15 protein-coding genes and 1 tRNA gene are annotated in these 14,383 nt (G+C 68.0%); 2 read left to right on the forward strand and 14 right to left on the reverse strand.

Features of this window, described 5'->3' with window-relative positions; genetic code table 11:
• Positions 1 to 428: 428 nt before the first annotated feature.
• From OK17_RS18500 to OK17_RS18535, 8 genes are all read right to left on the reverse strand, one after another.
• Positions 429 to 1,481, reverse strand: a complete 1,053-nt coding sequence (locus tag OK17_RS18500; RefSeq protein ID WP_006865301.1) for an NAD-dependent epimerase/dehydratase family protein — start codon at positions 1,479 to 1,481, stop codon at positions 429 to 431.
• 225 nt (positions 1,482 to 1,706) lie between these two features.
• Positions 1,707 to 1,808: a 30S ribosomal protein bS22 gene (locus tag OK17_RS18505; protein WP_003402602.1), complete on the reverse strand. Its 102-nt coding sequence runs from the start codon at positions 1,806 to 1,808 to the stop codon at positions 1,707 to 1,709.
• Between the two features lie 316 nt (positions 1,809 to 2,124).
• A complete protein-coding gene (locus OK17_RS18510; protein ID WP_074851213.1) occupies positions 2,125 to 2,358 on the reverse strand; it encodes a helix-turn-helix domain-containing protein in 234 nt (77 codons plus the stop codon).
• Positions 2,359 to 2,545: 187 nt separating this feature from the next.
• On the reverse strand, positions 2,546 to 3,406 hold the full coding sequence (gene proC / locus OK17_RS18515; RefSeq protein WP_232718489.1) for a pyrroline-5-carboxylate reductase: 861 nt from the start codon (positions 3,404 to 3,406) through the stop codon (positions 2,546 to 2,548).
• Between the two features lie 6 nt (positions 3,407 to 3,412).
• A complete protein-coding gene (locus OK17_RS18520) occupies positions 3,413 to 4,273 on the reverse strand; it encodes a thioesterase family protein (RefSeq protein ID WP_461418343.1) in 861 nt (286 codons plus the stop codon).
• Between the two features lie 64 nt (positions 4,274 to 4,337).
• Positions 4,338 to 5,246: a sugar phosphate isomerase/epimerase family protein gene (locus tag OK17_RS18525; protein ID WP_461418344.1), complete on the reverse strand. Its 909-nt coding sequence runs from the start codon at positions 5,244 to 5,246 to the stop codon at positions 4,338 to 4,340.
• Positions 5,243 to 7,072, reverse strand: coding sequence for a GtrA domain-containing protein (locus OK17_RS18530; protein WP_461418345.1), 1,830 nt, complete (start codon positions 7,070 to 7,072; stop codon positions 5,243 to 5,245). The genes OK17_RS18525 and OK17_RS18530 overlap by 4 nt, the downstream gene beginning before the upstream one ends.
• Positions 7,073 to 7,204: 132 nt before the next feature.
• Entirely contained in the window at positions 7,205 to 8,182 is a 978-nt protein-coding gene (locus OK17_RS18535) for a Ppx/GppA family phosphatase (RefSeq protein ID WP_461418346.1), read from the reverse strand.
• Positions 8,183 to 8,237: 55 nt separating this feature from the next.
• Here OK17_RS18535 and OK17_RS18540 point away from each other — a divergent pair, with 55 nt between their 5' ends.
• Positions 8,238 to 9,098: a hypothetical protein gene (locus OK17_RS18540; protein WP_154884276.1), complete on the forward strand. Its 861-nt coding sequence runs from the start codon at positions 8,238 to 8,240 to the stop codon at positions 9,096 to 9,098.
• A 31-nt stretch (positions 9,099 to 9,129) separates the two neighbouring features.
• Here OK17_RS18540 and OK17_RS18545 read toward each other — a convergent pair whose 3' ends face one another.
• The 4 genes from OK17_RS18545 to OK17_RS18560 all read right to left on the reverse strand — a co-directional run bounded on the left by OK17_RS18545 (position 9,130) and on the right by OK17_RS18560 (position 12,476).
• Positions 9,130 to 9,816 (reverse strand): response regulator transcription factor, encoded by a 687-nt coding sequence (locus OK17_RS18545; RefSeq protein ID WP_005194244.1) that lies wholly within the window; start codon positions 9,814 to 9,816, stop codon positions 9,130 to 9,132.
• A complete protein-coding gene (locus OK17_RS18550; RefSeq protein WP_461418347.1) occupies positions 9,813 to 11,159 on the reverse strand; it encodes a sensor histidine kinase in 1,347 nt (448 codons plus the stop codon). The genes OK17_RS18545 and OK17_RS18550 overlap by 4 nt, the downstream gene beginning before the upstream one ends.
• Positions 11,160 to 11,298: 139 nt before the next feature.
• Positions 11,299 to 11,619 carry a GNAT family N-acetyltransferase gene (locus OK17_RS18555; RefSeq protein ID WP_005194246.1) on the reverse strand — a complete coding sequence of 107 codons (321 nt, stop codon included), beginning with the start codon at positions 11,617 to 11,619 and terminating at the stop codon, positions 11,299 to 11,301.
• 110 nt (positions 11,620 to 11,729) lie between these two features.
• Positions 11,730 to 12,476 carry a phosphoglyceromutase gene (locus OK17_RS18560; protein ID WP_005194247.1) on the reverse strand — a complete coding sequence of 249 codons (747 nt, stop codon included), beginning with the start codon at positions 12,474 to 12,476 and terminating at the stop codon, positions 11,730 to 11,732.
• A gap of 112 nt (positions 12,477 to 12,588) precedes the next feature.
• Between OK17_RS18560 and OK17_RS18565 the strand changes: the two genes are divergently transcribed.
• Positions 12,589 to 14,034, forward strand: coding sequence for an APC family permease (locus tag OK17_RS18565; protein WP_461418348.1), 1,446 nt, complete (start codon positions 12,589 to 12,591; stop codon positions 14,032 to 14,034).
• A 66-nt stretch (positions 14,035 to 14,100) separates the two neighbouring features.
• Here the strand turns inward: OK17_RS18565 and OK17_RS18570 are convergent.
• Positions 14,101 to 14,177, reverse strand: a tRNA-Met gene (locus OK17_RS18570).
• Positions 14,178 to 14,257: 80 nt separating this feature from the next.
• Positions 14,258 to 14,383 (reverse strand): AMP-binding enzyme (locus OK17_RS18575; protein WP_461418349.1); only part of this gene is annotated, 126 nt, incomplete at its 5' end.

Raw genomic sequence — 14,383 nt, forward strand, 5'->3', positions numbered from 1 at the left:
AGCGGCGGCGTCCGGACCGGACGGTGACGCGTAGAGCTGTATGACCTTGGCGGTACGTGCATCCGTAGCTCCGCTACCTGGCAAGGCGCTCACCCCTTGTTCCTGTCCCGTGGATCGTCCGTGTGTCGGTGAACCCCCCGCTCGCCGTTTGAACCGGGGGCGCCTGAACTACTGGCAATCGTTCCGTCACAAGCCATTCCCCCGGACCTATCGACGCAACGCTGCGTCGTCGATGACATGAAACGCCGAACCCGAGAACGACCGCGATCTCCCCCGAGTGATCGTCGGCATGTTCACGAAGTCCTCACCCGTCGCCCGCGATGGAGTGGCTTCCCCGCGCGCGGTGTGGGTCTGGCGTCCAAGTCTAGAGGTTGCACCGACGTTGCGCACCTCGTCCGCAACTCCTCGCACCAACCTCATCTCACAATTCACTGGAGTTGATGTGCGGCAGAGACGACGCGCTGTTCGAGCGCCCGCCAGACGTCGGTCCCGATCACCGGTGTCACGCCGCTGCGTTCCACGAAGTCGTCGAGGGTTTCCATGGTCGTGTACCGCGGCACGAAACCCAGCTCGGTGCGCATCCTGGTGGTGTCCAGCACGCGGCCGTAGGTGAGGAACTCGGTCTGTGACGAGCGGAGCTTCGCCGAACGCAGGTCCTGGAACACCCCGGCGATCGGCGCGAGGAGACCGCTCGGCACCGGCAGTTCGACGTGCCCGACCCGCCGGATGGCCTGCGACAGCGTCACCACCCCCTCACCGGAGAGGTTGAACGTGCCGGGCTTGCCGGCGAGGGTCACGTGCTCCATCGCCGCGAGCGCATCCTCCTCGTGCAGGAACTGCAGGCGCGGCTGGTAACCGATGACGGTCGGGACCACCGGCGCCGAGAGGTACGAACCCATGCGCGTGGTGATCCGCGGTCCGAGCATCGCCTGAGGGCGCACGATCGTGATGTCGATGTCCTGGCGGCGACGCCCGAGACCCCGTACATAGCCCTCTACGTCGAGGAGGTCGCGGCCGTAACCCCGCTTGGGCTCACGCCGTGCGCGGGTCTCCTCGGAGAAGTGCGACGGGTCGTGCGCGCTGGAGCCGTAGACCATCGCGGTCGAACGCAGAACCAGTCGCTTCACCGACGGCGTCCGCTGGCAGGCCGCGCAGACCTGCATGGCGCCGACGACGTTGAACTCCTTGATGGCCGCCGAGTGCGGGGCGGTGTCGGCGATCGACGTTGCGGCGTGCACCACCGTGTCGACCTCGTACGACGCCAGCGCCTTCGCGATGGTGGGACGCCGGATGTCCAGACGCAGGAACTCCGCTCGTCCCATCCGGCGCAGTAGGTCCTTGCGCGGCACCCGGGAGTCCACTGCCAGCACACGTTCGATCTGCGGATTGGCCGCGAGCCGTGCGACCAGGTACCCGCCGAGAAAAGTCGACGCCCCCGTCACCAGGACGACCCGAGGCAACACTGCGGAGGATTCGGCCATGGCGTCGAGGCTAACGTCATCGACCCGTTTCAGCCCGTCGAGGGGCCCGGATCGGAGAGATCGGTGACGATCGGCCTCGGAACCGGATCATTCGTGTGACAAAGGACCTCAGGGGCCCGGACAAACCCGACACGGCCGGCGCCCTTCAAACAGCAACAGGACCCGCCGAAGCGGGTCCGTAACAGCAAAAGGACCCGCCGAGGCGGGTCCTGGTGCCATGAGTGCTTATTTGCCGAGTTTGCGGCGCTGCACCCGGGTTCGACGCAGCAGCTTGCGGTGCTTCTTCTTCGACATGCGCTTGCGGCGCTTCTTGATCACTGAACCCATGGGGGCGCTTCCTCACGATTGACACTGATGTACTTGACCGACCCTGGCCTGCACTCGATCGGCTTCGTCAGTGGTCGTCGACTGGCGTCGACTACCCGGCTCGAGGAGCTCACCGGTACATCCAGGTACGCGACCACTGAGCCTACCGGGCGGTGTGTCGGATCAGGAAATCGCGGTGGCCGAAACGACCACCAGGACGGCCCGCCGGCCCGGGTGGGACACACCCGTCAGACACAACACTCCCGGAGTGGCCGTACGGCCACCCTCGGGAGTGCTGGGTAGAACTTGCTGATCGGCGCGTCAGCCGAGACCGAACCTAGCCGGCGTCGAAGTACGACGTCTCCAGGTAGTCGTGCACCGCCTTCGCGTGCACACGGAACGAGCGTCCGACCCGAACTGCGGGCAGTTCGCCGTTGTGGACGAGACGGTAGACGGTCATCTTCGAAACGCGCATCAGCGACGCAACCTCGGCGACGGTGAGGAACTGCGACGCAGAGGTCGCATTGCTCACCGAAGCCGTCCTGTCACCAGGAGTGTCTGCAGGTGCCATTGATCACTCAACCTCCGGTGCACGCGTCGCGGCCGCAGGCTTCCCCTCCTGCGGACATCAGACACGCACGTGCTTAAAGCAGCTTAGCGTGGCAGATGTGAAAAAAGCGACGTGAGGGACCGTGATTTCTGGGATTTCTGTGACTCGACCCCAACATGCTGGGGTTTAGCCGCTTATCGACCACAAGTCATGGGGTCTCTGTCACCGCGTGTCCCGCCGTCAAACCCTCGACTTCCACTCGACGTCCGCCGCGGGCACTGGCGGCCGCACAGGCGCGAGTGGCCTGGTAGACGGCGTGCCGGAGGCCGTTCGCCTCGAATTCGCGGATCGCCTCCGCGGTGGTGCCGCCCGGAGAGGTCACAGCCGCCCGCAGGTCGACCGGGGACATGCCAGAATCGCTGAGCAGGACCCCGGCGCCGCGGATGGTCTGGATCGCCATCTCCGACGCCTGCGCGCGGGTGAGACCCAGGCCGACGCCGGCGTCGATCATCGCCTCGGCGAGCAGGAACACATAGGCGGGACCGGACCCGGACACGGCGGTGACCGCGTCCATCTGCTTCTCGGGAACCACGGCCACCCGGCCGACGGTCTTGAGGATGTTGACGACGGCGCTGAGCTGCTCGTCACCGACGTAGCGGCCGGCCGACACCGCGGACATCGCCTCGTTGACGAGCATCGGCGTGTTCGGCATGACGCGGATGACCGGCGAACCGGCCTGCAGCGCACTCTCGTAGCGGGCCAGCGGGATGCCGGCGACGAGGGTCACGGTCACGCGCTCGGTCTCCGCGTTGTCCTCGGCCGAGGCCAGTTCCCGCAGCACCGAGTCGACGGCGTCGGGCTTGACGGCCAGGAAGACGTACTGCGCGGATTCGGCGGCCGTCTTCACGTCGGTCACCAGGACCCCGTACTCGTCGGCGATCTCGGACGCGCGGGATTCGAGCTTCTCCGCGACGACGAGATCCTTCGTCGGGGTTCCGGCGCCGATCAGGCCGGCCAGGAGCGCCTCCCCGATCTTGCCTCCACCGATGATGGCGATGCGTTCGGTCACGAATGTCTACCTTCCTGCGGGAATGAGTGCCAATTGACGGGACTGGGCGACAACTGTCCCGGTCGAGTCCACCACGAGATGATCCTCTTCGAACATTCCGGGCCCGACCTCGGTACTCGTCGCGGCGAACCGCAGCCAGCCCGGCGCGGGATGCCGGCGCACGTAGGTGGTCAGCTGAACGGTCGGCGCCCAGCCGAACATCGCGAGGTTGAAGACCACCGGCGGCGAGATGTCGCACACCAGGACCGCGAAGTACTCGTCGGGATCGAGACCCTTCGGACGAATCCACCCGCGCACGAGCGGCTCACCGGTCTCGCCGCGGACCATCGGGAACGTCTCGGCGTCGAGGACGAGGTCGACCGCCGCGCCGAGGTGGTTGATCTCGGCGATCGGCGAACCGTCCAGCGAGATGCCGGTCGACGGCGGTTCGGCGGGCGTGCCGTCGAGCACGTTGGGTCCGGAGTGGTGCGGGGTGCCGGAGTCGGGGCGGGCCATCGTCACCGACGACGACACGACCGTGCGTCCCTGCTGCACCGCGTCCACCTGGAGGACCGTCACGGTCCGGCCGCGTTTGCGCACGGAGATGGCGAGGTCGACGTCGGCGGCGTCGGGTGCGGTCAGGTAGTCACTGGCGACGGCAACCGGGATCATCGCGGCGGCCGCGTCGGCGAGTTTCGGATCGTCGGACGGTGTGAGGGTGCTCAATGCGGTGCGCGCCGCCTTCGCCACGACCATCTGCAGGCTTCCGCCGTGCACCTTGGGTCCGATGGTGAAGGTGTCGTCGATGTGAGCGCGCAAGGTGATGGAGTCGGGACCACCGCGGTCCACCTCGGTCAACGCCAGTACCTCGGTGATCTTGCTGGTCATCGTCCCGCTTTCGTCGTACCGACCCCGACGTCGGCGGGTGACCGCGACGCGACGATCTCCGGCGTCAGATGTCGAGCCGGCCGGCGCTCTCGGGGTGCAGCTCCCGTTTGAGATGCTGCCGCGCAAAATCTAGCGAACGGGCGAGCAGCGCACTGCGTTCGGGCTTGGTGCGGGCACTGCCCGTGGTGACCTCGAGCACCACCGCGCCGGCGAAGTCGCTCTCGGCGATCCGGCGGCACACCTCGGCGCACGGCTGACCGCCATCGCCGGGGATGAGGTGTTCGTCGGTGGCCGCGCCGTGACCGTCGGCGAGATGCAGGTGGTTGAGGTTGGATCCCATGCGATCGAGCAGGTCGAGGGCGTCGACACCGGCCGTCGCGGTATGCGACAGGTCGAGCGTGTAGTTCGAGTAACCGTCGTCGGTGGGATCGATCGACTTGCCGAACGCCGACGCGGCCAGACCGGGCCCACCGCCGCGCTTCTGGAGCCGGCGAACGGAGGGCTCGCGCGACCCGAAGAAGCGGTCGGCCCGCATAGGGAACATGTTCTCCACGGCGACGGCCACGCCGCTGTCGTCCTCGAGTTCGCCGACGAGGTCGTCGAAGGCCGAGACGTAGCCACGCTGCCAGCGGAACGGCGGGTGCACCACGACGGTCGACGCGCCGAGGTCCTCGGCCGCCTGCACCGAGCGGGCGAGTTTCACAACCGGGTCGCGACCCCACACCCGCTGGGTGATCAGCAGGCACGGGGCGTGGATCGACAGCACCGGAACCTGATAGTGATCCGACAGATAACTCACGCGACGGATGTCCTGGCTGACCGGGTCGCCCCAGACCATCAGCTCGACACCGTCGTAGCCGAGGTCTGCGGCATAGGCGAAGGCCGCCTCGGTGTTCTGCGGGTAGACCGAGGCGGTCGACAGGCCGATGGGTATCTCCGGTCTGGAGAGCGGAGGTGGCTCGGGCGGCGTCACGTGGCCAGCAACACCAGTGGACCGATGGTCACCAGCAAGCCGACGCCCAACGCGAGCAGCGTCGTGGTCAGGTCCTTGGTGCGCCGCACCACGTGCGACAGCGTGACGATCCCGAAGATCACCAGGACCGCGAGGACCAGCGCGAAGTACGGGTTCCAGCGCCACAGCTCGGTGAAGCCCCAGAACAGACCGATGCCGACGACCAGGCCCACGACCGCCTGACCGAAGATCAGCAGCCAAGCAGCGGCCGGTGACCTCTCCTCGGCCTCGCCCTCGGCGGGCCGGCCCTCGTCGGTCTCGTCGACGGTGGCCACGGGCTTCGCGGCCGGCTCGCCCTCGGACGCCGAACTGGGAGCGGCGGCTTCCGACGGCCCTTCGGTGTCATCACCGGGGGTCTCGTCGAGGTCTGCGGTCTCCGCGAGACGGGCAGCCTCGGGCTTGACCAGGTCGACGGGCTCGGATGCGGCGGTGGACTCGTCCGACTCGCTCGGCTGGTCGTCCTCCTCGTCGACGACCGGCGCCGACCACGCCTCGGTGTCGTACCACTGGGCCGACGCCTGCCAGTCCACGGTCTCGGCGGTCTCCGCGGGCCGGGTGTCGTCGCCGCGGGTGTCCACCGCCGCCGACTCCTCGGGAGCGGCGTCGTCCTCCGGGGTCGCGACCGGCGCGATGATCTCGGTCGGGTTCTCGTCGTCATCGCGTGCCCGCGCCGCGGCGGCTCGTGCGCGGCCACCGGCCGGGGCGGCGTCCTTGCCCGACTTCGCTGCGGCGGCCGTGGCAGCGGTTCCCGCGGCAGCGCCCGCCGATTTCCGGCTGAACAGCTTGCGTGCGAGCCCACCCAGCGCCTTGGCGCCCTTCCTGGGTCCGCTCGTCCCGACCGACGGCTGTGCGCCGGTGTCGGCGTCACCCTCCACGTCGGCGAAGTTGCGATAGGCGTCGAAGTCCATGACGTCGGAGAACCCGCCATCGGCCCGCTCGCGCGGATCTGAACCGGAGTCGACCTCGGTGAGGTCGTAGGTCACCACGTCGTCGGATTCGACGACGACGAGGCCCTCATCGGAACCCTCCACGAGCGGGATGATGCCGGTGACCGCGTTCGCCGACTCCTCATCGACCGGCGCCGAGTCGCGGGGCGGACTCATGCGCCGGGCGACGGAATCCGAGCTGAAGTCACGGGTGGCCGGCGGTGCCTCGCCGTAACCGGGCATACCGCTGGCGTTGCGGCCCGACGTCGAGAACGGCCGGTCCGGACGGGAGCGGTCGGCGACCGGGCGGTCGTCGGCGGCGCGGCGCGCGACGGGGTTGCCCGACCGCGGGAACGGACCGTCGGGGCTCTCGGTGCCCGACCAGCCCGCCGGACCCCAGGCGCGGGGTGCGGCCGACTCCGGGCCCGAGGTCTCGGGTTCAGGAGTCTCGGCGGGTTCCGGCACCGACGGTTCGGTCGCTGGTCCGGGCGTCGAGGGTTCCGGTGCCGATGCCGCCTCGGGAGCTTCCGTCTCCGGTTGGTCGACCTCGTCGACCTCGTCCCGGGGCGTCTCGACCTCCGGTGTCTCCACCGCGGCGGGTTCGGCCGGCGCGGCCGCCTTCTCGTTCGCGGGCTTCTCGTCCACGGGAGCCGGCTTGTCGTCGGTCTGTGCTGCAGGCGCGTCGGTGATCTTCGGGATCTCGCCGGTCAGGTCCGAGACCGAGACCGAGCCGTCCCGACCCGCGCGTCGACGGCCGCGACCGTCACGCCGCGTGGGCGTGGTGCCGCCGGCGGCCTGCGACCGCGCGAGTAGTTCCGATACCGAGATGGGTCGAGATTCGGGCTCCGAATCCTTCGACATGAAGTGGCTCTCCGTCCTCGAACGTCACCGGATGCCGGTCGAGCGCATCCGCCTGGGTACTTCCCGGCGCTCGTGGACGCACCGTCGACCGTCTCCCCCATCCCGCGCGCCCGTGGGCGTCGGGAGACCGGATCAGCCGACGCCGCCCCGGGCGCCAGTCGTCTGTGAGGGCTCGAACGAGTCGGCTGGTTCCGCGTCGAGTCGACGCAAGATCACACCCTCCCGCAGAGCCCACGGACAGATCTCCAGTGTATCGACTCGGAGGGCCCGCATAGCCGCCTCCGCCACGAGCGCTCCGGCGACCAGCTGACCGGCACGATCGGCGCTGACGCCCTCCAGTTCGGCGCGGTCGGCGCGGGTCATGCGGGAGATGAAGGAGATGAGCTGGCGGAGGCCGCTCGTCGTCAGTTCGCGCCGGACGCGGGGTCCCGCGCTCGACGGCGCCGCGCCGGTGAGGCGGGCGAGGCTGCGGAACGTCTTCGAGGTGCCGACACAGAGGTCGGGTGCGCCGGGCGCGAGGAGCTCCTTGGCGGGGGCGCGCAGCTCCGCGTCGAGCCAGTCCCGCAGAACACCGATCCGACGCCGGTCCGGTGGGTCGTCGGGCAGCCACTCGCGGGTGAGTCGTCCGGCGCCGAGCGGCAACGACAGTGCGACGTCGGGTTCTTCGTCGACGCCGTTGGACATCTCCAGCGAACCGCCGCCGATGTCGAGGGCGAGGATGCGGCCCGCGCTCCATCCGCGCCAGCGGCGGACGGCGAGGGAGGTCAGACGTGCCTCGTCGCGGCCGGAGAGGACCGCGATGCGCACCCCGGTGCGCAACTCGACCTCGTCGAGCAGGTCATCGGAATTGGTGGCGTCGCGGACGGCCGACGTCGCGAAGGCCATCATCTGCTCGCAACCGGAGGTGCCGGCGATGTGGGTGAACTCCGTGACGGAGTCGATCAACTTCGACACCGCCTTGTCGCTCATCCGCCCATCGGCGTCGATCTGTTCGGCCAACCGCAGAACGGCCTTGGTCGAACTCATGGGCGTCGGGTGGCCGCCGCGATGGGCATCGACCACCAGGAGGTGGACAGTGTTGCTGCCCACGTCCAGAACTCCTAAGCGCACGGGTCAACGGTAGTGCAGCCGCCGTGTCGGCATGATCCCGGCTACCGTTGTAGTCGTGACCGCACTCTCGCCGTCCGCGCCACGAATCACGCCCGCCCCGGAGGTCGAACTCGACTTTCCGCGTGAATGGTACGAATTCGTCGATCCGGCCGATCCCGAACACTTCATCAAAGCCGACCTCACCTGGCTGCTGTCGCACTGGACCTGCGTCTTCGGCACCCCGGCCTGCCAGGGCATCCTGCCCGGACGCGAGACCGACGGTTGCTGCAGTCATGGCGCCTACCTGTCCGACTCCGACGATCGGGAGCGTCTCGCCCACGGCGTCTCGATGCTCACCCCGGAGGACTGGCAGTTCTACAAGAAGGGGTCGGGCAAGAACCCGGTCGGCCCCAGGGGGTACCTCGAAGAGAGCGACCTCGACGACGAGCCGGCGCTCAAGACGCGGCTTCACAAGGGCGCGTGCATCTTTCTCAACCGGCCGGGCTTCGAGGGCGGCGTCGGATGCGCGCTGCACTCGATGGCCCTGCGCAAGGGACTCGAACCGCTGACCGTCAAGCCCGACGTGTGCTGGCAGTTGCCGGTTCGCCGTGAGCAGGACTGGGTGGAACGTCCCGACGGCACCGAGGTCCTGCAGACGACGATCACCGAGTTCGACCGCCGCGGTTGGGGCGAGGGCGGCCACGATCTCAAGTGGTACTGCTCGGGATCACCCGACGCGCACGTCGGCGCCAAGCAGGTGTGGGAGTCCTACGCACCCGAGCTGACCGAGCTGCTCGGCGCCCCGGCCTACGAGGCCCTCGCCGCCGCCTGCCGGCGTCGTAAGGGGTTGGGGCTCATCGCCGTTCACCCGGCGACCACAGCCGCGACCGCCCGTCGCGAGACCGACGTCAAATACGAGCTGCAGCCGCCGGAGTGACCCCGGGTGCGCGGGAGACCGCGCACCCGTTTCAGGCCTCGAGTTTGTACCCGAGGCCACGGACGGTGATGAGGTGCTTCGGGGTGCCCGGATCGGGCTCGATCTTGGAGCGCAGGCGTTTGACGTGCACGTCGAGGGTCTTGGTGTCGCCGACATAGTCCGCTCCCCAGACCCGGTCGATCAGCTGCCCGCGGGTGAGCACGCGGCCGGCATTGCGCAAGAGGTATTCGAGAAGGTCGAACTCCTTGAGCGGCAACGTGATCGACTGGCCGTCGACCGACACGGTGTGTCGCTCCACGTCCATCCGGACCGGACCCGCCTCGAGGACACCGAGATCGAGGTCGTCCTCGGCGGCGTCCGCCCCGCGACGCAGGACCGCCCGGATTCGGGCGATGAGCTCGCGCGCCGAGTACGGCTTGGTCACGTAGTCGTCGGCGCCGAGTTCCAGTCCGACGACCTTGTCGATCTCGGCGTCCCGGGCCGTCACCATGATCACCGGCACGTTCGACCGGGCACGCAGGGCCTTGCAGATCTCCGTCCCCGACATCCCGGGGAGCATCAGGTCGAGGAGGACGATGTCGGGGCTCACGCGGTCGAAGGCGGGCAACGCCTGGGCACCGTCGTTGACGATGCTGGCCTCGAACCCCTCCTTGCGCAACAGGAAGGCCAGCGGATCGGCCAGCGATTCCTCGTCCTCGACGATCAGCACGTGGGTCAACTCTTCGATTCCTTGTCGTCAGCGGACCAGCCCACGTCGGACAGGTCCTCGGGGATGCACAGCGTGAACGTGGAGCCGGTGCCCGGTTCGCTCCACAGGTTGATCGTGCCGCCGTGATTGGCGGCCACGTGTTTGACGATCGCCAGGCCAAGACCGGTACCACCGGTCATCCGCGACCTCGCCTGGTCGACGCGGAAGAAGCGTTCGAAGACACGCTGCTGGTCGGCGCGGGCGATGCCGATGCCGCGGTCGGTGACGGCGATCGCCACCATCGGACGGCCGTCGATCTTGATGATGCGGCGGCTGAGCGAGACGACCGTGTTCGACGGCGAGTAGGCGATGGCGTTGGAGATCAAATTGCTCAGGGCCGTCATGAGCAGCACACGGTCGCCAGAGATCGTCGCGCCGAGCGGTTCGTCGGACCGTAGCTCGATGGACGCCGCCTCGGCCGTCAGCGTCGCCGCGGCGAGAGCGTCGTCGACCAGCTCGTCGACGTCGATCCGGGTGAACTCGGGGGTGTCGCCGTCCTGCAGGCGCGACAGCGCGAGCAGCTCGCTCACCAGCCTGCCCATCCGTTGGGTCTCCCCCACCACCCGCTGGCCGAAGTGCTGGACCGACTCGATGTCGTCGGCGGATTCCAGGAGGGCCTCGGCGAGCAGGCCGATCGCGCCGACCGGCGTCTTGAGTTCATGCGACACGTTCGCCACGAAGTCGCGGCGGGTGGCCTCGAGGCGCTTGTGTTCGGTGTCGTCGAGGCCGTAGACGACGGCGTACCGCTCATCGTCCTGCGCCACCACCTTGGCCAGGCAGCGCACATGTTCGACGGTGGGCCGCGGGGTGCGGCCGGTGGAGACGAAGCCGAGGGTCGAGGTGGGCGGACTGAACTCGAAATGCTGCTCGACGTCGGTGTCGAGGACGTCCTTCACCGCATCCCAGACGGGGTCGGCGAGCAGCATCTCGCGGACGATGCCCAGCTCGACGGCCCGATGGTTGAACATCACGACGTCGCGGAACTCGTCGACCACGGCGACGGCGGTCATCGAGTTGCGGACGACCATGCTCAACAGGCCGGCCTTGGTCATCCGGCCGTCGGCGGTCGTCGACGTGACATCGGAATCCCGGATCTCCGCCGAGGCGGGCACCGCCCTCGGGACCTGCGCGCGATCGGTGGCCGGAACGGGCAGGGCGGCGTCGGATCGTGTGAACGTGCGTTCGCGGCCGAACCAGGAGCCGAGCGCGAAGTGCCGGGGCCACCCGGAGGCGCCGAGACGACGCCCCAGCATGACTCCGAGGATGAGCGCGAGCACGAACGCGATCGTCGCGGCTGAGATTGCGGCGGCCACGGGCCCAGCTTACGGCGGAACCAACGACAGCTGCACAGATGTCGCAGCTGTTCGGCAGCTGTTCACGTGCCGTTCGCCGAAGATCCGGCGAGAGCCGGACACGACCGTCGGCGGATGGAGCTCACGCCGGCGGCGCGGATCACTGAGGGACCGGCACCGCCATGTCGGCGAACTCCGGATGGCGCTCGATGAAACGCTGTACGTACGAGCAGACCGGCACGACCTGCTTACCACTCGCGCGGATGTCCTCCAGGACGAACCGAACCAGTTGTCCCGCATAGCCATGCCCGCTGTACTGCTCACGGACCACCGTGTGGGTGAGCACGACCTGATACGGCTCGGAGACATAGTCGAGGTACCCGACCACCTCGTCCTCGCCGAAGGAATCGGAGGCGAGAATCGCCTCGTACCGTTCCTGAGCAGGTGAATGATCGATCCGAAGGGTGCCCACATCCGCCATAGCGTCTAATGTAGCGCGCGTCACACCGAAGAAGCTATGACGATTATGTTACGCGCTCGCCACCCGGCGTTTCCGGGTGGCGAGCGCGCGTGTCGAGGCGGGTCCGAAGGCTACTTCTGGCCCTGGGCCGCCACCGCGGCCGCGCCGGCCGCAGCCGCCTCGGGATCGAGGTAGGTGCCGCCCGGGTTCAGGGGCTTGAGGTTCTCGTCGAGGTCGTAGCGCAGCGGGTTGCCGGTGGGGATGTTCAGACCGGCGATGTCCTCGTCGGAGATGCCGTCGAGGTGCTTGACGAGCGCACGAAGCGAATTGCCGTGTGCGGCCACGAGGACGGTCTTGCCCGCCTTGATGTCGGCGGCGATCGTCTCGGTGAAGTACGGGATCATCCGCGCCACGACGTCCTTGAGGCACTCGGTCAGCGGGACCTCGTCGAGGTCGGCGTACCGCGGGTCGCCGACCTGGCTGTACTCGGCGTCGGGCTCGATGGCCGGCGGCGGGGTGTCGTAGCTGCGACGCCACAGCATGAACTGCTCCTGGCCGTACTTCTCCAGGGTATCGGCCTTGTTGAGGCCCTGGAGCGCACCGTAGTGACGCTCGTTGAGACGCCAGTCGCGGACCACCGGGATCCAGTGGCGGTCGGCGGTGTCGAGAGCGATCTGCGCCGTCGAGATCGCACGGCGCAGGAGCGAGGTGTACAGGACGTCGGGCAGCAGATCGTGCTCGACGAGCAGTTCACCGGCCCGCACGGCCTCGGCCTTGCCCTTGTCCGTGAGCGCCACGTCCACCCATCCGGTGAACTGGTTGGACGCATTCCATTCGCTCTCGCCGTGACGCATCAGGATCAAGGTGCCGTTGCTCATGGGCGATAGTTTCGCACAGACGCGCGGCGCCCTCTTCCCGCCGCCCGCCCGTTTGGTGTCCGGCGTCGCGATTCGCGCGGCGACCGCACCTGGCGAGGTCTAGCGTTGTCGCATGACAGCCAGCACAAACGCCGGCGAGACCGGCAAGAATGCGGAACAGCAGCCCGAGCTCAAACGCGTACTGGGCTGGAAGCTGCTGCTCCTGTTCATCATCGGCGACATCCTCGGCACCGGCGTCTACGCGCTGACCGGCCAGGTGGCGAGCGAGGTCGGGGGCGCGGCGTGGCTGCCGTTCCTCATCGCCTTCGCCGTTGCGACGCTCACCGCGTTCTCCTACCTCGAACTGGTGACCAAGTACCCGCAGGCCGCCGGGGCAGCGCTCTACGTGCACAAGGCCTTCGGCATCCACTTCATCACCTTCATCGTGCTGTTCACGGTTATGTGCTCGGGCATCACGTCGGCGACCACGGCCTCCCGCGCGTTCGCGGTGAACATGCTGACCGCGTTCCGCGGCGAGTCCCCCGACGCCACGAACCCCGCCCTGTACGCGGTGGCCGTCGGTTTCCTGCTGCTCGTCATGTTCATCAACTTCCGCGGCGTCGCCGAGGGCGTCGGCACCAACGTCGTCCTGACCCTCGTGGAGCTGACCGGTCTGCTGCTCGTGCTGTTCATCGGCTACTGGTTCATCGTCGGCGGCAACGCCGAGCACTGGGATGCGGTGGTGGCCTTCGAGAGTCCCGACGACAAGAACGTCTTCATCGCGGTGACGGCCGCGACCTCGTTGGCCTTCTTCGCGCTCGTCGGCTTCGAGGACTCGGTGAACATGGCCGAGGAGTGCAAGGAGCCGACCCGCATCTTCCCGAAGGTCATGCTGAGCGGCCTGGGTATCACCGCCGCGATCTACGTCCTCATCGCGATCTGCGCGGTGGCGATCGTGCCCGTCGGCGTGCTCGCCGAGAGCGAGACCCCGCTCGTCGACGTCGTCCAGGCCGCGGCACCGAACTTCCCGATGTCGGATCTGCTGCCGTGGATCTCGATGTTCGCGGTCGCCAACACGGCCCTGATCAACATGATGATGGCGAGTCGTCTGCTCTACGGCATGGCCAAACGAGGTGTGTTGCCCAAGTTCCTGTCGTACGTGCACCCGGGACGCCGGACCCCGTTCGCGGCGGTCATCTTCACCACGGTCATCGCGCTGTTGCTGCTCACCTACGTGAGCTCCGACCCGAAGAGCTCCATCGTCGGACTCCTCGGCGGCACCACTGCACTGCTGCTGCTCGCGGTGTTCACGGTCGTCAACGTATCGGTGCTGGTGCTCCGCCGGGACACGGTGGAGCACAAGCACTTCCGCACCTCGACACCGGTCGCCGTGCTCGGTGCCGTCACGTGCGGATACCTCACGCTGCCGGTCACCGGCCGCGATCCCGAGCAGTATGTGATCGCCGGCTGGCTGTTGCTGATCGGCGTACTCCTGTGGGCGCTGACCTATTGGTGGAACAGGCGCGCCGGCGACCATGCGATCAGCTACGACGAGGTGCCGCCGCATCAGATGAGCTGAGGACCGCTCAAGTAGGACCGAAATGAATCGACCCCCACCGGGTGATCACCTGGTGGGGGTCGTTTCTGGTAGCGGGGACAGGATTTGAACCTGCGACCTCTGGGTTATGAGCCCAGCGAGCTACCGAGCTGCTCCACCCCGCGTTGCAAGGAGCAACACTATCCGCGGGGTGCGGCCTGCACCAAATCGGCAGCTCGGACGGGCCCTCGTCCCATCGCCGGACCTACTTGCGAAGGTCCTTGCGCAGGATCTTGCCCGACGCCGACTTCGGGATCGCATCGATGAACTCCACCGCACGAACCTTCTTGTGCGGGGCCACCTTCGACGCCACGAACTCCATCACCTCGTC

Source organism: Gordonia sp. GN26 (genome assembly GCF_054823965.1).

What these genes read in the sequence shown, in the direction of transcription:
- OK17_RS18500 (WP_006865301.1), bottom strand. Translation starts at nt 1,481, where the DNA reads ATGGCCGAATCCTCCGCAGTGTTGCCTCGGGTCGTCCTGGTGACGGGG.
- OK17_RS18505 (WP_003402602.1), bottom strand. Translation starts at nt 1,808, where the DNA reads ATGGGTTCAGTGATCAAGAAGCGCCGCAAGCGCATGTCGAAGAAGAAG.
- OK17_RS18510 (WP_074851213.1), bottom strand. Translation starts at nt 2,358, where the DNA reads ATGGCACCTGCAGACACTCCTGGTGACAGGACGGCTTCGGTGAGCAAT.
- OK17_RS18520 (WP_461418343.1), bottom strand. Translation starts at nt 4,273, where the DNA reads ATGACCAGCAAGATCACCGAGGTACTGGCGTTGACCGAGGTGGACCGC.
- OK17_RS18530 (WP_461418345.1), bottom strand. Translation starts at nt 7,072, where the DNA reads ATGTCGAAGGATTCGGAGCCCGAATCTCGACCCATCTCGGTATCGGAA.
- OK17_RS18555 (WP_005194246.1), bottom strand. Translation starts at nt 11,619, where the DNA reads ATGGCGGATGTGGGCACCCTTCGGATCGATCATTCACCTGCTCAGGAA.
- OK17_RS18560 (WP_005194247.1), bottom strand. Translation starts at nt 12,476, where the DNA reads ATGAGCAACGGCACCTTGATCCTGATGCGTCACGGCGAGAGCGAATGG.
- OK17_RS18565 (WP_461418348.1), top strand. Translation starts at nt 12,589, where the DNA reads ATGACAGCCAGCACAAACGCCGGCGAGACCGGCAAGAATGCGGAACAG.